A 20,511-nucleotide genomic window follows, 5' to 3' on the forward strand; every position below is an offset into this window, starting at 1 on the left:
CTCGAGTCGCAACGGCCTCCGGGTCGTTGCGCGGATGGAAACTCAGAGTCAATGTAACCACAGAAGTTGGAGGTGGTCGCAACGGCCTCCGGGTCGTTGCGCGGATGGAAACTTCCAGCTCGGGACGAGTCCGGCGCAGCAAGAGAGTCGCAACGGCCTCCGGGTCGTTGCGCGGATGGAAACCCAGTCCGGGCGAAAGTCACTGGGTTAAACAGCGTCGCAACGGCCTCCGGGTCGTTGCGCGGATGGAAACGCCGAGTAAAATCTATCCAATACCGTGTGGATGTCGCAACGGCCTCCGGGTCGTTGCGCGGATGGAAACCTTGGCTGTATTCGTAAAGGTCACCGGAAGGGGTCGCAACGGCCTCCGGGTCGTTGCGCGGATGGAAACAGGATGACCCACTGGAAACGGCCGTCTTTGATTGTCGCAACGGCCTCCGGGTCGTTGCGCGGATGGAAACGTGATGGGGATGCCAACGTTTGCCGCCACTGCGTCGCAACGGCCTACGGGTCGTTGCGCGGATGGAAACGTGGCGATGCGTGGAAAAGCAAAGCTCGGTCGGTCGCAACGGCCTACGGGTCGTTGCGCGGATGGAAACCGTTCGCGTTCCAGCCGCTCGAAAGCGGCGAGGTCGCAACGGCCTACGGGTCGTTGCGCGGATGGAAACGGCCATCCCCATCGTGGAGGCCATCGGGATTCGTCGCAACGGCCTACGGGTCGTTGCGCGGATGGAAACCCGCGCAAGTGACGGGCTTGGCTACGATGCCGGGTCGCAACGGCCTACGGGTCGTTGCGCGGATGGAAACGTCCACCATGGTGTGATTTGGCTGAATCGCGAGGGTCGCAACGGCCTACGGGTCGTTGCGCAGATGGAAACATCGCCGACGGATCGCTTACCGGCCGTGCACCAGTCGCATGGGCCTCCGGGTCGTTGCGTGGATTTCAACGGGGAAACAAGGGGCGCTGTTTGCCGGAACCCGACACCGGCGTCGCTGGGGGGGGGTGTCCCTTGGTTTTGGTTTGGGGTTGTTGGCCAAAAGTGCTTTGATTTGGTTTCAATCCAGCCGCTGCCGGCGGCGTTAAGGGAGCTTGATCAGGTGTTCGCCGTCTTTAATGGCAAAAACGTCGCTGCTGTTGAAAACGGGGACCAGTTGGGCGTCTTCCTTGGGCTCGCGTTTTATAAAACGGCCCTGCTGATCGAAGTAATCCCAATAATTATCGAAGCCTTTGTTGTTGGCTTTGATTTCGGCAATATACCCGTCCTTGGTTTTGGCGGCTGTTTGTAAAATGGAACGGAAGGTAAAAGGAACCCCTGGCGATTTGCGCAAAGGGAAGGTATCAATCGGGCCACTGAGCACCTGAACCATAGCGTCTTTTTGGGTCTCGTTTTGTGGGAGTTCGGTGTAGATCCGAATGTGGTATCGCTCCTCTTTTTGGAAGGAAGGTGAGACAAAAAAATGGCCGGCATGTTGGATAATGTTCACGCCGTCGCGATGGTCTTCAAGCGGTAAAAATGCTTTAACCTGCCATTGGTCATCTTTCGCGGTCAATTGGTAATGGGTAGATTGCGTGAATTGGGCGAAGAATTGAAATCGGTTTTCGCCTAAATAAATACCACGGGGTAAGTAGGTCATTCCGATTTCGCCGAAAGGTAATTTGGGTAATTGGTTGTCGCCCAAATAGTTCAGCTTATGATCAAATACCAAAAACTTTTTATTGCTGTTTTGAATAAACAGTTGCGTGGGGGATACACCAAAAACCGTGGGATGCTGCAACTCACCTGGACCTTGGCCGGGTTTGAGGTAGCCTTGGCGGACCTTCCCGTTTTCATCGAACAGCAGGAGCGCATGGTCCAGGGGACTGCTGAGAAGGTAGGTGTTTCCTACGCGGTGGATGGTGGCGATATCCGGTTGAAAGACCTCATGATCGGCCAGGTTAAGGTCTTTAAAATCGCCCAGGAGCAGGCTGAGAAAAATTACTAGGGACATACAAACTCCATGGATGGCATACACATTAGGAATGTGAAATTCGCTAAGGGTTTGGATCAAATAGGATTAGAGGGCTTTTTGGGTGCGGTGCGCAATGGTGCTGCGCGTTGTCGCTCCGTGATTGAGCTGAAATCCCACGTGGTATCGCGTTTCTTGGGTGTCAACCCGGGTGATGGGATTTAGGGTGACGGGCTGGGCCTTTCTGGGGCGTCGTGCTATCCGAACCGCCGCCGGTATCGCATACAATGGAACAACCGAAAAAGCTGTCGCTCATCTACGCAAGGTATTGCGCCGCGTTTGGCGTCCAGCATAGCGAAGCAAAGCGGTTAGCACAATATTCATAACCAGGATTTGTGATAGAGAAAAGCGCTAAGGGAAAAGCACTAAAAAGGCGAACGTTGTTTGCGGTACTCATTTGGCTGTTTTCCGGAATTTATGGCGGGATGAGTCTTTTGCTTCTTGATAGTTGTAGGATCGCTGACCGGATTATCGGTGTTTTCTCGATATTCGAAATCTGAAGCGTGATCCGCGAATAAAATAATGTTACCTGTTGCGAAATGGATTAGGCGCTTGTTTATGCAACCGTCCATAGATGGTTCGACGTTTACCGAATGTACAAAAAAGGGTGTTCCGGTAAAGCCTAGGAAGAAGAGAAAGAATTGCAGGGACAGGTTTGCGAAAAAGATGGTTTTTGGATGGGCCGGTGCTCCTCCAGAGCACTTTGGAGAATTGTTGGTGAACCCATGGTTGGGCGCGGGCCGCGGTGCGCCCGTGCCCAACCATGGGCTGAAATCCTGCACGGCCTTGCCGTGCCACCGGTAAGCGCGCCGGCGTCCCGTCCGTGTCCAGGGGCTTGTCGTGGTTCGGCAAATCCGAACCCTTCTTCGGATATTGGCAAATTCGATTGGGACGCAAGCTCGTGAACCGTTGGCAAGGTGAAGCCTTGCCGGATTTCAGCCCAGTGTTGGGTGCGGGCGCGCGGCAGCCCGCACCCAACACTGGGTCACCGAAGACCCAGCCCGGTTGCTCTGGCGGAGCAACGGAGCACCTGCCGAGGAAGCAACGTCCTTTAGGCTGGAATCTGTTCTGTGACGACGGGCCGCGTTATCGGTGCCGGCCCGGAAGGTTGCCTCGGCCTCTGGGCAGGGCCCGCTCGGCCACAACCTCCTCCGCCGGGTCGTCTGACCGATACCCACATCCTTTAAGGCATGGTGTCCCGGCTTACCAACACCTGCTCGCCCACCGGGAGCGCCGGTTTTCCCCGGAGACCACGGTAACAGGCGTGCATAACATGTCACCTGCACCCGCCCCGCTGAATCGGCTAAGGCTTGGGTTTGTTGCGGAACAGTGGGAAGAGGTGGTCGAAGAAGTGGTTGCGGACTTTGTACAAAGTTTTTTCCGGGTGGGCCGTGTATTTTTTGTCTTTGAGCGTGTAGACGCTCGTGTTGAAAGCGGCCAGGCTGCCTGTTTTGGTTTGGGGATCGAAGAACATGAAAGAGGTGTAGCCGAATTGGGAGCCGGCGTGGCCCAGGTATGGGTGTTCGCCTCGGGTTGAAGTGTAAAAAATCAGGCCCATGTCTTCCCTCGCGCCTTCTTTTTCGCGGGCGAAGATGTGCGGTCGCCACATTTCCTCCAAACTGCTTCGCTGGAGCACGCCCGCGTAGGCCGGGTTATTGGGATCGCCGATCAGAAAAGCCAGGTAGCGGGCCATGTCGGTGAGCGGTGCGTTGAGGCCGCCGTTGGCGACCGTGATGCCGCTGTCGAAATCGCCACCTTTGTCCTCGAGTTCATCGTTGATGCGGTAGTAGGCGTGGGCGCGGTCGGCTTCCAGATGGTACGGGGTGTTGTCGAAAAAGGAACGGTGCATGCCCAGCGGTTTGAGGATGTTTTTGTCGATGTAAACCTCGTAGTCGTCGCCGCTGAGCTGCTCAATCACCATGCCGAGGAAGATGATGGCGGGGTTGGAATAACCGAACTTGCTGCCGGGTTCGAAATGGATTTCGGAATAGGGCAACATAGCCACGATTTGCGACCAGCGGGTGGGTTGCGTTTGCCAATCCTTCGTTTGCCACGGCCAGGTGCCCCGGCGGAAACCCGCCGTGTGGGTCATCAGGTGGCGCAGGGTGATCGCCTCCATTTCACCGAAGGGATTGTGGACCTGGCGCAGTTCCGGCAAGTAGGTGACGATGGGGTCGTCGAGGGTCAGCAGCTTGCGGTCGCGCAGTTGCATGATGGCGATGCCGGTCAGGGTTTTGGTGCACGAGCCCCAGTGGAAGATGGTGTCCTCGGTGACGGGAACCTTTTTGGCTTGGTTCGCATAACCCCGAAAATGGGTGGCGATGATGCGGCCGTTTTGCAGGAACATGGCGGAGGAGCCGATGATGCCCTCGCGTTCCGCGGCGCCGCTGTGCATTTGCTGGAACTGTTCCCAGGCGGGCGCGAAGGTTTCGGGTGGTTTGGGGGTGGCGTCGCCCCCCGCGTAAAACAAAAGCAACAGAGTGATCGAGGTAAACGTCATCCCACCTTCCTTTTTTCAAAAATCGCGGTTGGAACAAAATGGGGTTGGTTAGGTTGGGGGCATTATCCCAAGAAGCACGATAACTCGCGGTGACTTTCGCTAAACCTCTGGGCTGCAACGGCCTGAAAAAATGCTCACCGCACCCACAGGGTGCGCGTCGTGCGCGACCCCGGTCCGCTTTCGCCAAACCATTTCGCTCCAGATCTTTAACGAAAATCCCACGCTCTTATCGCGCTTCTTAGGATTATGCCTTACTTGGTTTCGGGAAGAAAGTCGCTTTGTGGCGGGTCCCGGCCGCGGATTTGGCCGGGACCCCTCATCCTGCTTTGTGAAAACGCGGGAGTTGGCGCCTTCCCGCCAAACCCCGCGTTCCGGTTAGCGGCGACGCGCCGTGGTCACGCGCGGGTTCTTAAACAGCCCGCGTTCGATGCCGTAGGCCCACAGGTTGGCGTTTTGCCGGGAGGCGATGGTTAAGGTGGTTCCGTCCAAGCGGGGGAAGCCGACCCCGAGCAGATCCACCGCGCGGATTTCCCGCGTTTCGCCCGCTTTGAGGGTGAACACCTTTTCCACCGGGCGGCCGAAGAGGTCGCGCATTTGCACCAGCACCTCGCTGTCCTGGCTGCTGTCCGGGGCGCCCACCATCAAGCGGGTGTCGTGCAACATCGAGAAACGGTCGAAGGTGAGGGTGGTACCCAAGGCCAAGCCGTCCACGGCCGGGATCCGCGTTGCGTTCTCGCCAAGGGTCAAGCTCGTGTGGATATGGTTGTGGAAGTTGCTGATTTCCAGATGGTAAGCGCCGTCGAAGGGCACCAGCTCGCTCAAAGAGAGGGTGGTCATGCCGGGCGCCAGGTCTTGTGCGTGGGCCCAAACTTCACCACCGTCCAGGCTTCGTGCCGTGAACCGCATCGCCTGCTGGGTGAATTGACGGTTGAGCAGCGTCAGGGTGACCGCCTCCTGTTGTCGCCGCGCCGGTACCGGGTAGAAACGGCGGTTGTCAAAGCCGAAGCGGTCGGCGATGCCCGCGGTCCAGGTTTTCCCATGACGGATACCCGCGCTCAGTTTGTAACCCTCGTTGCTCGTCAGTTGTAGGCTCACGCTTTGGTTGCCTGCATAGTCGGGGAACAAGGTGTCGAGTTGGGTTGGGGTGGGACGGCCGTCTGGCAGTTCAAGGCGTGCCTCGCCCTGTTGGCCGTCGGCGTTCCACAGGGTCACCGTGACCGTGGAGGGACGCGCCGGGATGCCCGCGGGGAACAGGCTGCCGACCTCAAGCACCGCCTCCGCGTCAAACGTCACGTTCACCAAGGTTTGCGCTTGGCTGAGTTGCGCAAAACCTTGGCCCGCGTAGGCGGCGTCGCCCGGTGAGAGGCCGTCCTCCAGCACCATGGTTACCGCATCGCTGTCGGCCAACATCCGCAATTGGTAGTCGTGTTGTTGTGGGAACAAGGCGGCCGGGAACACGGGTTTGACCGCGCCCGCGCCCAAGCGAACCGTGCGGCGTTCCTGGTTGCCGTCGCGATCCGTGGCGATCAAAACGACCTGGGTGGCTTCAGCCGCGTTGTCGACTTGGAGGCCTACCGTGAATTGCGCTGATTCGCCGGGAGCGACGCGTTGTTCGGACGGGCTGACCGTTACCGCGAGGCCGTCGCGTGCCGGTAACGAGGGCAGCGCGATGGTGACGGGTTCATCGCCGCGGTTGGTGAAGCTGAGGTGTTGTTGTTGTTCCAGTTGGTCGGCCCCGTGGTCGAGGCGCCCGAAGTTGAGCAGGCCGCGGTCCGCTGTGACGTCCGTGGTCAAGCTGCGTTCGATGTTGAGCACGCCGCTGCCTTGTTGGTAATAACGCAAGCCGTCAATGGGATCGGCGCCGGCTTGGAGCAAGGATTTCACCGCTTGGGGGTCTAGCTCGGGGTAGGCTTGGCGGATTAGCGCGGCGGCGCCGGCGACGGCCGGACTCGCCATTGAGGTGCCGCTCATCAGGAAGGAACCGCCGCCGGGAACCGTCGATTCGACGTCGCCGAGCGCGGTGATGTCGGGTTTGGGGATGTCGGGCAGGGCGGGTCCGAAGGACGAATACCAGGCCATGGCGCCGCCCGCGTCGACCGCGCCGACCGTGATCGCATCGCGGGCCGCGCCGGGGCTGCCGATTTGCCAAGGCGTATGTCCGTCGTTGCCGGCGGAGACCACCACCACCGCGCCTGCCGCCACGGCTTGGTCGACCGCGCGCGAGGCCGGATCGTCGGCGTCGCCGGGTCCGCCCAGGCTGAGGTTGATGACGTCGGCGCCGTCGTCGGTGGCGGGATCGCCGTCGGGATCAAGCGCCGCTTCCAGCGCGGCGATCATGGCCGCATCCGTGCCGAACCCGTGGCGTCCAAAACGCGGTAGGCCAGGAGTTTGGCCTTGGGCGCGATGCCTTGGATGTCACCGTCCGCCGCCGCGATACCGGCGACATGGGTGCCGTGGTAATGCTCGTCCATGGGGTCGGTGTCGTTGTCGATGAATTCGTAGCCGCCGATGACCTTGTAGCCGGGACCGAAGCCGCCGCCCAGGTCAGGATGGGTGTAATCAATCCCAGAATCGAGGATGGCAATGACCTGGCCGCTACCGTCGTAGCCGTGCGCGGCGGCTTTGGCGCGGGTCAGGGACGAGGTGCCTTGTTCGATGGGTTGAAGTTGCAGACGGCGGTTGGGGTAAACGCCTTGGACCAATTCGTGTTGGGCCCAGCGGTCGGCGTCGGCGCGGTTGCCGTGAAGCACGACCCCGTGGATCAGGTTCTCAAAGGTGCGTTGGGCTTGCATCGCGTCGGCGGCGCTTTTGTTGTGGGAAGACCGGCCGGCGTTGGCCGAGGCGAGGAACTGGTCACGGATGTTTTGGAGTTGTTGTTTTTGGTGGGTGAGGTCGCGTTTGCCGGCGACGGCGCCGCGTGCCGTCATCCTGCTGCCGGAGGCGGCCAAGGGTTCGCCCGCCAGGATCAGGATCCACGATTGGGTTTCGTGGGTGGTGGTTTCGCTTTGATGGGTGGGTGTTTCGGCGGGTGCGGGAAAGGGCGGGGGCAATGGGCCGGCGAAAAGACTGCCGGCGCCGAGGCCGACCCAGAGCGCGGTTTTTTTAAGCGATTGAAGGAGATGTTTTTGGATCAGGGTCGTTAGGGAATCGATTGGACTCATGGAAACTCCTGGGTTACATGCATTTCTAGACTATGAATGCATTAAACCGGGCAGGAATACAGTGATCGCCCGACCAGGAACGAGACGGCAAAACCCTAGGGCAAAGCGAATGCCGGCTTGTGCGTCGCCGCGGGAAAAGCCAACGCGGGCAAAGCTTTGCATCGGCGGTTCAGGTGGCGCGCAACGGGCCGGCCGGACGCACTTGGCCGAAACCACCGAATCCTGTCGTCGTGCGGCATGACTGTGACCTTAATCCGAGACATGGGTATGTGGCTGCAAGGGTGGATGGTGGTGGCTTTCTTCGCTCAATCCTGGATTTTCTGCCTTGTATCTTCCTGGGGGGACTGTTGTATGGAGGCCGCGACGGGTGGGGAATCGCCGCAACATGCCAGGTTTATTTGGCGTGAGATTTTAGTAAAATACCTTGTTCTAAAAAGAAACTAAAAGATAATTATTTAAATTATGGCAATAGGTTGTTTAAGAAGTGTGTATGTGGTAAGAAAGATCTTTGAATATTCAGTAACTAAAAAATCATGTGTGCAACACGCCGAGTTGGGTATAGGCCGTGCTCTGTCCTTGCGGGCCTTGGGCGTGTCACGGTCGTATCGCGGGAGGACCTATGTCAAATGTATCAGAGAACCAAATCTTGATCGATGTATCCTATTCAAGGGATGCCCATTCCGACAGTGACACGCCGAATGTGATCCATCAGGAAGGCTTGAGGAACATTCAAGACCTTTTGAAGCAGACTATTGAAAAAAATCAACGCTTCGATGAGCAAGACACTTCCGGCAGGAATAACATCGAGTATGTTCGGGTTCATGACGCGATTTTACTCAGTGGTGGGCGTGGCAGCGGTAAAACAACGCTGTTGTTCAGCATTTTCCGCATGCTGCGGGAGGACAAGCTCTGGGAAGTAGACAAGGCGGGTATAGGGAAGGACATCGAACCCGTGGCCATTTTTGATCCAACCCTGTTTGAAAAACGTTCGAATATTTTGGTGAATATTATCGCGCGCATCAAAGAAAAAGTCGACAATAGCCGCGGTCATGTCACGCGTTCCGAGGATTACGAAGCATGGAAGCAATCGCTAAGTAAACTTGCCAAAGGTTTGCGTTTGTTGGACGGGGTGGGTAACGACCCGTTACAGGGCGATCAATGGGACGACGATCAGTACGTGCTGAGTAAAGGGTTGGAAGCCGCGTTGCACGGTGATCGGTTGGAGATTCACTTCAACAAGTTTTTGGACAAAAGCCTAGATCTCTTGCGCAAGAAATACTTTTTTCTGGCCTTTGACGACATCGACACCGCCTTTGACAAGGGTTGGGAGGTACTGGAAACGCTGCGGAAATACCTCACCCATCCCCGGCTCATCAAAATCATAGCAGGTGATATCAGCCTGTTTTCGACGCTGGTGCGCAAGAAACAATTTGAGAATTTCGAAAAAGACTTTTTGGCGTTTGAGGGCCCGGAACGGGTTCGCAAAGAGGTGGATCACCTCGAAGAACAGTATTTGGTAAAAATTCTCAAACCGGAGAATCGCGTCGAACTCAAAACGCTGTGGTGGTATTACGCCAACCAGTACGCCATCAATATTCGGTTCTTCAAAAGTGACTCACAAACCGAATCGGTCGAATCGGTATTCCGCCGTTTTTGTGAAAGCGAACTGGGCGTTTTTCTTGAGGGTGACCAACGGATCGTTATTGAGATTTTTTTGGCGCTGCCCGCGCGTTCCTTTATTCAAGTGATGCGCGCCATTGCTGAAAAACGCGCACCGTCGGCGCAGCATGGCGTCGCGAAAGCACTAGGACAGCGGCTTCAGGAAGAGCAACTCGTCAATCGCATATCGTCGATTTTCTTTTCCGTTTTGGCTCGCTTTGGGTTTAACCAGGACGATATGGAGCGTTTGTACGGTGCAGTTGGTTATAGCATTATTTTAAGGAAGTTGATTGATGCAGACCTTTTTCTGAATGGTTGGCATTTATACCCCGATTTTGTAGATCGCGAGCAGAATCTTTTGATGATTTGCCTTGCTATGCATTGCGAGGTCTACCTGCGGCGTCATCCGGGAGCCATTTTTGATTATTGGCTTCGCATGGGTCTGCTTCATGAAATTTATTACCGGAATCCTCACCTTAAAAGTCAACCTGAGGGAAAGGAGGCGATAAAAGAAAAGCTGAACAGCATCGCGGAATTTTTGGTTTTAGAAGCAGGCGGTTCTTCTCAGGCAATTGCGCGCAAGATTTCCTCTTTTGTATTGACCCATCGACTAGCTTACTTTGGAACACTTCGTGTTTATTCTGATTCTCGCAGGAAACGGAAGGCGGATAGCCTGATTGTGAAAATGTATGGCGATTTGTCAATTGCTTCATTTCCTCATAATCTCAATAGTGACGCCGACAAATGGTTTGAGCTATTTGGTGCTACGCGGAATTGTTCCATCTTTCCGTTCTATTGGAAGGTTGCAGGGGTGTTTAATGGAAAAAACAAACAAAGAATAAAATGGTCGCGGTATGTTAACACCTTTGCTTCTTTAAATGAGGTCGTGGATGGTTGGAATAGTAGTTTTGTTAATCTGCCTTTTGTAAATGTTCATGAAGCGCAGGGATCTATTGTTCCTGTTGCTTCTCTCTATAACAGTCTTGGTGTGATTAGTGGTTTAAGTGTTGGGCATGGCACGGTCGATTTATTTCTGCGCGACTTGTCCGTGTTTTCTGAGTTGAAAAGTTATTCCGGGTTTATGGTACAAGGCCAACTGGAACAGGAAGAAAGCTCTGAGCAGGTTATCCCGGATCCTGCCGGAGAAGATGAGGGTCCTCCCGAGAGCGCGACCGAGGAGGCCGCGCGGTCTTCGGAGGCGAGTGATGATGATACGTCCGAGATCTTTTACGATTGCATGCAGGCTTGGGTGTTGGCGTTAAATCAACTTGAACATTTCAACATGGGGTTTTTGTCAAAGGTTTGGGTGCGTTTGATTCGTTCGCTTATTCAAGTTGACTCGAAGTTCTTAGAAACGAAAGATCCCCGGTTCTTAGGAGACTATCTTCATCGCGGCATCGTTTCATTTCTTAACGCGGTTTATATCGAGTCGGTTGTTCACGGTTTTGGCTCTCATCGCAAGGACAGCTTATCAAGTAACTATCCAAATGATGTGTTGTTTTTTTCGAACCTTACTCATGCATTATTACCAGAAAACAATGAGAGGTTCGTTCTTTTGAAAACATTGTTTCGTTGTCCTTTGTGGGGTTTTTACTTGAGGCCTCGTTGGGGTTTTGATAAGCACCAAATAGAACACAAATTTCAGAAGCAAACGCTGAAAAGTCTAGACGGTATTTCTGAAAAATACATTGAAAACCTTGGTGCGCTCCTGACGGATAATGAGGAATATGTTCCTAAAGGGGACTACGAGGGTTCGTCCGCAACCTTGAAAAAACGGCTCATGGCCATGTACGACATTCCCTATCATATTCACATGGGTTACGGCCATTTTCGAACTACCCAAATTCACTGTCACCATTTACTTAATTCTGTTGCGCTACCGCAATCTTCAAGTCAATCGGAATACGAAACCCCTGTCATTTCCGTCTAAAGTGCGCCTGTTGGGAGGGGTTTACCATGAAACAACTTTTGCAACAACTGGCGCTCAGCGCCCCCTCTCTCCTGCGGGTTTATTACCGCGACGGTGTGTTGCCGCTTGAAGAACTCAAAACCCGCGTCTTTGTGCGGGCGCGCCAACTCAAACCCCACTGGGCCGATTATCGCTTTAAAAACTACGAGGGCTTGGCGTTCCGCCAAACCCATACCGAGGCCACCACGGCCGAATGCCTGTGGCAACTCGCTGAAACCTATTTCGAGTTTCGCGATACCGAGATTCGCTGTTGCATCCAACACTTTGAAGCCTGGCAACGCTGTCTCACCCGCTTGCCACCGCTGCCACTTCTGGTCGCCGCCGTGTACCAACAACATGCGACCGGCCCCGATTTGGAAACCCTGTTCACCAACAACTTCCTCAAACACAGCTTCTTGCCTTCCATTTACCACCCGCTCTTGGAAGACCTGATCCAAGAAGAAGGTTTGAACGAACTGCACCTTCACCTCAACGGCACCACCGAGTTCGATTTTTTCTGGCAGGACGCCTTGGCGTTCCCCGACAGGGTGTATCGCAACCTGGCCGAGGTCTTCAAAGCGGATCGTCGTGAAGTCTACGAACTCTACACCCAAATCGATCCCGAGCTTACTGCCGCGGACGTTCGTCTTTTTCTCGCCGCGGCCTGCCGCATTCGCGATTATTTGGTTCGCTACCTCTACCAAGGCACGCCTTATCCCGAGGACCTCGGCGCCCATGTCCTTTTCTGCCACCACCACGAGCAGCCACTCCTCCAGCGAGGCGACCGTCACCCCTTGGCAACCCTGTTGCCGCTCTGTCGGGATTGGCCCGCCACCGCTTGTGAGGCCATGTTGCTGATGGCCGTTTACGCCAAGATCGACGCCGGGGATCGCACCACCGCGCGTTTGTTCCACCAATACCTGCTGATTCAAGGGTATTTCAACCGCTTGCTGGTGCAACAAGGGGATCAGGTGGGTTTCGACCAATTCCAAAAAATCACGCTTAACGAGATTCGTGAGTTTAGCGAAATCCATTATTTGAAACGGTTTCGCCAACTCAAAGGACGTTACGGCAACGATCTGGCCTTTTTGGAGGGGCGTTTTGCACCGAAGGCGAACGGGGAGAAAACCCTGGGACTGATCAAACGCATCCACCGGGATTACCAGCAATTTTTGAGGGATGAGGCTTCGCATAGCAAGGGCGCCACCGCGGTGTCCCCGTGTGCGCCGCGGCCTTTTGAACTGAAGCTCACCGCGCACCTCATTAAAAAGAAAGCGCCTGAGGCTGGGCGTGGTCGTGACGGAAACCCCGATGTTACCCACTACAGTGGTTGTCGCCATGCGAGCCTGCGCCGCGAGTTAGTGTCGCGCACGCGGCGTTTGGCCAACGTAAGCCGCGGTCGGGAAGATGCCCGCAACCTTGTTGCCGGGCTCGATGCCGCCTCGAATGAACAACACGCGCTACCCGAGGTTTTTGCACCCGCCTTTCGGCTCTTTCGCCGTCGTGGCTTTCTCGACTTTACCTACCATGCCGGCGAGGATTTCGTGCATCTCGTGTCGGGAATGCGCGTCATTTGGGAGGCGGCCGCGTTTCTCGACTTCCGCGCGGGCAACCGCATCGGCCACGCTACCGCCATCGGCATTCATCCCTCTCTGTGGACCGAACGCTGCGGCGAGGTTTTGCTGCCGATCACCCGCCATGAATGGCTCGACAACCTCGTTTTCGCCTACATGCTCTTGTCCCGACGCCACGAATTCAGCGGGCGCTTGCCCGCCTTGCGCGGCGAGATCGCCCACCATTTCGCCAAAATCTACCGGCCGCCTGTTTATTTCGACGCCATGCCCGAGCCGGCGGTGCTGATCGATGCTTGGCGCATGCGTGATTTGGACGGCTTGCTGCTGGGTGAGGATTTGGTCGACTTTGAGGTGGACCGTTTTTACCGGCGGTTCCTGGATCAGGATCAACGCGTCGAGGCCAAACGCCTGTGGCAACGACAAAAAACCGCCACGCGCGCTTTTTCCCTGTGGCGTTGTTACCACCACCAAGACGTGGTGGCGCGGGGTGGCGAGCTAATTGAGGTACCCATCGATTTCTTTGCCGAGGTCGAACTCACCGCGCTCCAAGCGGCGGTGATCACAGACCTGAATCAGCGCTCGATTGCCTTGGAGAGCATGCCGACCAGCAATGTCGCCATCAGTTATTACCGCAACTACCGCGAGCACCACCTCTTCCGCTGGTTGGGGATTCCGGCGGCGGGCAACGACTTGCCGGAGCCCATCGTGGTGCTTGCCTCGGACAACCCCGGCATTTTCGCCAACAACTTGCGCAACGATTTCAGCCATATCTTTGTGGTAATGACCCGTGACCTGGAGCTCAGTCCCAACGAGGCCATAAGCCAACTGCGCAAGCTCAACCGCAATGGGCGTATTTTCCGCTTCGGGCGTGACGCAGCCGGTTCCCCGCCGGATACCCCACCGGGTCTGGCGGATTTGTTGGCACCCATCTCGTGATGGGTTTGGTGGCAATAAAGCCGATAGGGCGCTAGAGCTGGGTGAGGATGAGGGCGATCAGGTTGTTGCAGCAGTGGAGGCCGAGTGGGTAGGGGAACCCGAAGCTAACGCGGGTGTAGCTGTAAATGAAGGCGCTCGCCAGTTGCGGGAGCGTGATGATCGGCATCATCAGCAGGTTGATCAAGGTTCGCTCGTAATTCATGATGTGAATCCAGGCGAACACCACGCAGGTAACATAAAAAATTAACCGGAAATGTTGGGTCCAAAGCTTGCCCAAAACCGCGCGAACCGGTGCCGCACGCAGCAGGGGATAGGCGAGGACGCCAACGGCGACCGCGCTGCCGACACGGGTCGGCAAGCTTTCGTCGACCAAACTCAGTGAGACGCCGTAGACCGCCTTGGTCGCCACGTAATAGGTGAGTACCGCGAGGGTTAACGCGAGATGGCCGGGCTTGAAACGCAGGGAAAGCCGGAAGAGGATCTCCTCAAGGAGAGGGAGGATCAAACCGCCGACCAACAGCAACATCGGTAGGCTGAAGCGTTCCGCCATGGTGGATTTGGTCAGGTTTTCGGGATCGTAAAAAGGGGAGAGTAGCGCGAAAAACAGGCCGAGGCCGATCATAAAAACGATCTTGAGGATAAAGAGCCCGGCCAGGTCCGTGATTTTGGCTTTGGTTGTTTTTTGGCTCGGGGTCGTGTGTGGGTTGCGAAGGTAACCCGTGAATTCTAGGAAAAGTCCGCGATAGTAGGACGGTCGGATCAATGCAACGTTCATGGTGAACCCTTTTCGGTGTTGGTGTGTGTCCGTGGCCCATGGGGTGGGTTTTACCGGCTAACGTTGACCGAACCGTTCTGGTTTATGCGTACCTGCCCGCTTTGTTGACCGAACCGCTTGTTTTTGGCGAAGGCGTGTCCCGTGGTTAAGTTCGAAGGTTTTAGGTTTTAGGTTTTAGGTTTTAGGTTTTAGGTTTTAGGTTTTAGGTTTTAGGTTTTAGGTTTCGGGCGCGTTGTGTGGCTTGTCACCGAATGTTATTCGGGTTGCTCACTTTTGAGGTGGACCCGCGTCATGACAACCATGCGGACGGCCCCGTATCCGGGTGGCTGCATCTGCAAGGGTGGCATCGCGCCGCGGTGAAGCCGAGGTTCTTTGGTTTTACCTTCTATCGATGGACGGGTTTTGGCCGCTTTGTGGCGTGGTACCCGCGGGCGACACCGGGTTTGTTACCGATGATCGCCGCGCCCGTCCTCGTTTTTTACGCTTGGATCGCCGCGAGGCGCACCCACCCCCATCAAAAGACCCCTATAATGAGGTTCATCCATGATTCCCTTTTATGTTCTATCGCTTTTGTTTCTGTTTCCTTCGCCCCCTTTTTTAACCCAAACTCCTTCACCGGTGGTGCTTATGACAACGCCTCAGACTCAGACCCGCGATGTGGCTCTGGCCACGATTCATCGTTTGGAACCGCTGGTTGACGCTTGGCAAAAGCGGCCGGAAGCGGTTGAGATCGAACAGGTTACCGAGTTGATTCACGCTTACGGGCAAGTCGGGCGCGGCCCGGATGCCGAGGCCCTGTTCACCTGGCTTTGCGAGGCCACGCCGGTGACGCCGCAATGGCTGGAAGAACAGCCCGGCTTGGCCGAGGTGCGCGGCGCTTCCCGGTATCCAAGCTTATTGGCCAAGGTGCAGGAAGAAACCAAACTCGCCGAGAGGATTTGGGGTCCCCAACATTATCCCTACGTGGCGAAACTGCCCCTGACGGAGCGGCTGTTCGGGCTGTCGTTGGTGTGGTCGGAACTTAAATACGGGTTCCCCCATTTCGACAAAGTCCCCGATTTGGACTGGGACCAAGCTTATCGGGACGCCATTCCCGAGGTGACGGCCGCCGAGGATACCTTGACCTATTACCGCGTGTTGAAACGTTTGGTCGCCCGGCTCCAGGAAGGCCATACCCACGTCGCCTACCCGTGGGATTTGGTGGACCAGACCCGACGGCGTCCCGCGTTTTTGACCGAACTGGTGGAAAACCGGGTGCTGGTCACCGAGCTTGCCGAGGGTGCTGAATTGCCGGCCGAGATTCGGGTTGGCAGTGAAATTCTCGCCATCGACGGGGTGCCGGTGTTGCAATATGCGGCGGAACAGGTGGCACCCTATTTTGGGGCCTCGACACCCCAATCCGTGCGGAAGAGCATCTTTCAGATGGGGGTGTTGGAAGGTCCTTTGGACAAACCGATCAATTTGCAGGTTGCCGCGGCGGACGGTGTTCGGCACGCGGTGCAGGTCCGGCGCGGTAAGGATCATGCTTTCCCGCGACCGGCGTTGTCCTGGCGTCGCATCGGCGAGATGGGTTATATCGCCATCAACACCTTTGGTGATCGTTTGACGGAAGAAGCAGTCGCCGAGGCGGTGGCGGCGCTGAAAGACAGCAAGGGGTTGATCATTGATGTGCGCAAAAACGGTGGTGGCAACAGCGGCTGGTGGGTGGTGGGCCACCTGGCCCCTGAATACTACAAAACGCCGTGGGCCGTGCGCGCATACCGACCGGTGTTGCGTCCCTGGGGTTGGCCGCGATTGACCTGGTACGAGGAGCCGGCCAAGCTGGAGACCTCGGAACAACAACCGCGTTACGCGGGCCCGGTGGTGGTGCTTGCCGGTGCTGCTACCGCGAGTGCCGCGGAAGATTTTTTGGCCGCGTTCAAGGCCGCCAAACGGGGGCCGATCTTCGGTCAAGCCTCCTCCGGTGCCACCGGTCAACCACTCCTAAAAGGTTTGCCAGGAGGTGGTTACGTGCGGTTCTGTGTGAAGCGGGACCGCACGCCGGATGGGCAACCGATTGTGGGTCGCGGCATTCCTGCCGACCGCACTATTTTGCCGACCGTCGACGATATTCGCTCGGGTTTTGATCGCCCTTTGCAAGCGGCGCTCCAGCATTTAGCTGAGGCCGCCTCGCTCTAAAGGTTGGCCCCCGCGCGTTGTCGGGTTGCGCGGACGTCGCGCGGGGGATCCCCTGACTGATGGGGGAAAGAGGACAAGGAGGGAAAAGGCGGACCGGCGACAGTTTTGTCACGGTGGTCCGTTTTCCTGGTTCTTCCTCACCATGGAGGAGATATCCATCACAAGAAGGAGCGGTTCTCGCCTGTAGCGGCCGGTACCGGGTATGATGTTTTGAGGTAACATCTTTTTCTTCAGGAGGATGGGGTGATCAAAAGATTTCGGCTCAGCAGTTTTTTTCTTTTAGCCGCTTTTGGGGTTTTCGGCGGTGAATTCTACGTTTCACCCACGGGCGACAACACCAATCCCGGCACCCTGGAACAGCCTTGGCGCACCATTGCTTTTGCCACCTGCGGCGGGACCTTTGGCTGCCCCGAGGCGACGATTAACCCCAATTTACTCCAAAGTGGGGATACCCTCTACCTTCGCGCCGGTACCTACAACGAGTCGGGCATTCGGGTCGCCAACGCCGGCAGCGAGACCCAGTCGATCCGCATCACCAACTATCCCGGTGAGGAAGCGATTGTGGATGGTGGCTTCACCGCTCCTGATGGATTGGCCCATCAGCCGGTTTTTGAGATCGACGACACCCATCATTTGGTCCTCGAAGGCCTCACTATTCGACGGGGTTTAAGGTCCAACATTCGCATCGGCTATGATCGCACCGCGACCTATATCACGATTAAATCCTGTGATATGTCCGAATTCGTCGCCCGTGACAATTCAGCCAATATCTACATTAACGGCGGCACCGACGTCATCACGCTTTTGAATAACCGTTTGTACGATAAAAACGGCGATGATGGCAACAGCGCGGGGATTATTATGTTTAATGCCGGGCGGTTGTATATTGCCAACAACACCATTTTTAACACCAACCAGGGCATTTACTACAAGCACAGCCAAGATAACGGGTTGGCCAGCGTTATTGAAAACAATTTGATTTACGATCAGGAAACCATGGGTTTGTTGGTTTCCAACGCCGAAACGATCATCCGCCACAATGTCATCTTTAATGTGGGGGGAACCGGCATCTGGATTTTCGAAGAAAGCGCTTCCTGTGGTTTTTTGGCGAGCCACGATGTTTCGATTACCCACAATACCGTGATCGATCCTTTGCGGGGCATCCGTTTATCGCGAAGCCGCGACTGCCTAGGAGCCGTAAACACGGTGGTGCGCGACAACCTCGTGGCCGGTTTTACCAATGGTGAGATGCGTGGTCTCGCGATATGGCCCTATCACGGTTTTCCCGATTACCTGCTTCCCGACGAAAGCGAAACCACCTTCGACCACAACCTGATTTATGGCGCGGGTTTCGGTGAACCGGTTCGGATCATCAACCAGTATTACGCCGTGGACGCGGCGCCCCTGACCGGGACGGGTAATCTGCAACAGGAGCCCCTTTTCATCGACAGGGGACAGGGCGACTATCGCCTCGCCGACGGCAGCCCCGGCAAAAACGCCGCCTCAGACGGTTTGGATATGGGTGCCGACGTGAACAAGGCCGGTGCGGAACGACAAGCGTTCTGGAAGTATTGGCGCCAACCCATCCAACTTCCCTTCACGGTGGATCATCATCGCAACAGGCTCGTGGACGTTGTGGAACTGGCTGCCTTTGTCGGCAATTGAGGGCGGGGGCGGCGTGTGACGGATGCCGCGCTTCCGTTTGCTTTCGGCGTTGAGCATCCCGCGGTTAACCGTTCATCACGCGGGCAAACGGTTGATCCCTGCTTACCGAACGGGCGAGGGTCGGCGTGCGTAAGGATGGGTGAGATCGAATTCGGCTGGGCTGCCGGCACGCGCCCATGGGGTGCCCGTGACTGAACGGGTATCACGCACGGTCGTTCAAATGGTAGGTTCGGAACGCCCGCGGCTGTCGGTGCATCAGTGTCGACACCGCGTTTTTGTGCGAACCGCTCCGCTTACGGTCGGGTTTTCCGGCCGAAACCGGGACCTTCCTCCACCGATTCGGTCTCGAATCCATGGGTACCACGTTACCGAATTGGGAGAAACACATGAAATCAGGTTCCGCCGTCAGGCTGTTCGCCGTAACCGCCGCCTTGCTTTCTACATCGATGATTCACATGATTTTTGCCGGGGACGCGCTGTCCGAGCTCAAGGGTCCTTACCTGGGGCAAACACCCCCTGGCACCACCGCCAAAACCTTTGCACCCGGCATCGTTAGTACCCAAGCTTGGGGAGACGCCGGCAGTTTTACCCCGGATATGAACCGCTTTTACGTCTCTCGTTGGCGTTCCCACGAGGGCAACTGGGAAACCGAGATCGTCGCCTACGAACGGGTTGGTGAGGGCTGGCACAAGGTGGCGCTTCCCAAGGGCACGCGCCGCGCCTTCCATGCGCCGGACGGAAAAACCCTCCACTACGGGGCGAAATACAAGATTCGCACGGCCGACGGCTGGTCGGAAATGAAAAGCCTCGGCCCGGCCTTTGAAAAAATCCAGATCATGGGTTTGGCCGCCTCGGCCAATGGCACTTTGGTGCTTGACGAGCGCGGCACCTCCAAGGGCGACGGCATTCTTCGTTATTCGCGCCTGGTCGACGGCAAATACGAAGATCCGAAACCCTTCGGCAAGGAAATCAACACCGGCAAATGGAACGCCCATCCCTACATCGCCCCGGATGAAAGCTACATCATGTGGGACGGTGAACGAGAAAGCGGATTTGGCAGCAACGATCTCTACATCAGTTTCCGCCGCAAAGACGGCTCTTGGAGCGAAGCGATTAACCTGGGTGACAAGGTCAACACCGAGGCCGAGGAAGGCGGACCCCACATCACGCCGGACGGGAAGTACCTCATTTTCAACCGCATGGTGCCACGCGCGGACGGCGGCGATGAGCGCCAATCCGATTTGTTCTGGATCGATGCCGGTTTTCTCGAAGCGCTCAGACCCAAAGAATAGGCCTGGTGTGGACGGGCGGTTTACCGAACGGGTGTCGCCTTGCCCCACCTTCGTTTCCGTTACTGGGATTCCAGGCTTTTGATCAGGTGTTTGTAGGTTTTGCCCAAGGGGAGCTGACTGCCGTTGTTCATCACCACCATGCCGGCTTCGAGGTAACGGATGTGCTGCTTTTGCACCAGGTAACTTTTGTGGATGCGTAGGAACTGGTCCCCGTTGAGTTGGGCCGCGAAGGATGCGAGCGTGCGTGGGGTGAGCAGGTATTGATCACCGCACCATACCTTGACGTAATTCCCGTAGGCTTCCAGGTAGGTGATGTCGGCCGGCGCAAGTTGTACCAATTTTTTGTCGACCTTAATAAAAAGCGCCGCCGGTTCGGCCGCCTCGGGGAGCGACGTTGGTTCCTTATCGGTTGTTGGTTCGGCCGTCCCTGACTGAACCCGCGCGCGTGCCTTGTGCACGGCTTTGAGAAAGCGATCAAATCGGATGGGTTTGACCAAATAATCGCAAACATCCAGTTCAAATCCTTCCAAGGCATATTCGGCGTAGGCGGTGGTGATGATGGTCAGCGGCGGGTGGGGCAAGATTTTTAAAAAATCGGTACCCTTGAGCTTGGGCATGTGGATGTCGAGAAACAACAGGTCGACCTGGGTCCGGCCAAGCACATCCATGGCTTCCGCGGCGGAATAACAGTGGCCGACCGGCTCGAGGAAGGCGACTTCTTCCAGGTAGCCCAACAGTACCTCGTGGGCCAGGGGCTCATCATCAACAATCAGTGCTTTCAATAGCAAACCCGTACCTCCGCTTTGTTTCGTTGTC

At 56.4% G+C, this 20,511-nt stretch carries 11 protein-coding genes and 1 CRISPR repeat array (1 of these 12 running past the window's edge); of the genes, 5 read left to right on the plus strand and 6 right to left on the minus strand.

Going from position 1 to position 20,511, the window contains the following annotated elements; translation table 11 throughout:
• A CRISPR array of direct repeats spans nucleotides 1-948; the repeat unit is 37 nt; unit sequence GTCGCAACGGCCTCCGGGTCGTTGCGCGGATGGAAAC; it begins 205 nt to the left of the window's first position.
• A gap of 132 nt (nucleotides 949-1,080) precedes the next feature.
• From J3U88_RS13345 to J3U88_RS13360, 4 genes are all read right to left on the minus strand, one after another.
• Nucleotides 1,081-1,989 carry a 6-bladed beta-propeller gene (locus tag J3U88_RS13345; RefSeq protein ID WP_207859296.1) on the minus strand — a complete coding sequence of 303 codons (909 nt, stop codon included), beginning with the start codon at nucleotides 1,987-1,989 and terminating at the stop codon, nucleotides 1,081-1,083.
• Nucleotides 1,990-3,310: 1,321 nt separating this feature from the next.
• On the minus strand, nucleotides 3,311-4,507 hold the full coding sequence (locus tag J3U88_RS13350) for a serine hydrolase domain-containing protein (protein WP_207859298.1): 1,197 nt from the start codon (nucleotides 4,505-4,507) through the stop codon (nucleotides 3,311-3,313).
• A 375-nt stretch (nucleotides 4,508-4,882) separates the two neighbouring features.
• Nucleotides 4,883-6,844: a S8 family serine peptidase gene (locus J3U88_RS13355; RefSeq protein ID WP_207859299.1), complete on the minus strand. Its 1,962-nt coding sequence runs from the start codon at nucleotides 6,842-6,844 to the stop codon at nucleotides 4,883-4,885.
• Entirely contained in the window at nucleotides 6,841-7,668 is an 828-nt protein-coding gene (locus tag J3U88_RS13360; protein ID WP_207859301.1) for a S8 family serine peptidase, read from the minus strand. The genes J3U88_RS13355 and J3U88_RS13360 overlap by 4 nt, the downstream gene beginning before the upstream one ends.
• A 619-nt stretch (nucleotides 7,669-8,287) precedes the next feature.
• Between J3U88_RS13360 and J3U88_RS13365 the strand changes: the two genes are divergently transcribed.
• Together J3U88_RS13365 and J3U88_RS13370 are read left to right on the plus strand one after the other, a co-directional pair.
• Nucleotides 8,288-11,257: an ATP-binding protein gene (locus J3U88_RS13365; RefSeq protein ID WP_207859303.1), complete on the plus strand. Its 2,970-nt coding sequence runs from the start codon at nucleotides 8,288-8,290 to the stop codon at nucleotides 11,255-11,257.
• Nucleotides 11,258-11,283: 26 nt separating this feature from the next.
• Nucleotides 11,284-13,785 (plus strand): amidohydrolase family protein, encoded by a 2,502-nt coding sequence (locus J3U88_RS13370; protein ID WP_207859305.1) that lies wholly within the window; start codon nucleotides 11,284-11,286, stop codon nucleotides 13,783-13,785.
• A gap of 31 nt (nucleotides 13,786-13,816) precedes the next feature.
• Here the strand turns inward: J3U88_RS13370 and J3U88_RS13375 are convergent, their stop codons facing one another.
• Nucleotides 13,817-14,560: a hypothetical protein gene (locus J3U88_RS13375; RefSeq protein ID WP_207859306.1), complete on the minus strand. Its 744-nt coding sequence runs from the start codon at nucleotides 14,558-14,560 to the stop codon at nucleotides 13,817-13,819.
• A gap of 627 nt (nucleotides 14,561-15,187) precedes the next feature.
• On the opposite strand from J3U88_RS13375, the gene J3U88_RS13380 reads away from it, so the two are divergent.
• The 3 genes from J3U88_RS13380 (at nucleotide 15,188) to J3U88_RS13390 (ending at nucleotide 19,695) form a co-directional block, all read left to right on the plus strand.
• Entirely contained in the window at nucleotides 15,188-16,738 is a 1,551-nt protein-coding gene (locus J3U88_RS13380) for a S41 family peptidase (protein WP_207859308.1), read from the plus strand.
• A 243-nt stretch (nucleotides 16,739-16,981) separates the two neighbouring features.
• Nucleotides 16,982-18,403 carry a right-handed parallel beta-helix repeat-containing protein gene (locus J3U88_RS13385; protein ID WP_207859310.1) on the plus strand — a complete coding sequence of 474 codons (1,422 nt, stop codon included), beginning with the start codon at nucleotides 16,982-16,984 and terminating at the stop codon, nucleotides 18,401-18,403.
• A gap of 386 nt (nucleotides 18,404-18,789) precedes the next feature.
• Nucleotides 18,790-19,695: a TolB-like translocation protein gene (locus tag J3U88_RS13390; RefSeq protein WP_207859312.1), complete on the plus strand. Its 906-nt coding sequence runs from the start codon at nucleotides 18,790-18,792 to the stop codon at nucleotides 19,693-19,695.
• 59 nt (nucleotides 19,696-19,754) lie between these two features.
• On the opposite strand, the gene J3U88_RS13395 is transcribed toward J3U88_RS13390, so the two are convergent.
• Nucleotides 19,755-20,483, minus strand: coding sequence for a LytR/AlgR family response regulator transcription factor (locus J3U88_RS13395; RefSeq protein ID WP_207859313.1), 729 nt, complete (start codon nucleotides 20,481-20,483; stop codon nucleotides 19,755-19,757).
• Nucleotides 20,484-20,511 lie beyond the last annotated feature (28 nt).

It is taken from the genome of Acanthopleuribacter pedis (assembly GCF_017377855.1).
Taxonomy (GTDB): domain Bacteria; phylum Acidobacteriota; class Holophagae; order Acanthopleuribacterales; family Acanthopleuribacteraceae; genus Acanthopleuribacter; species Acanthopleuribacter pedis.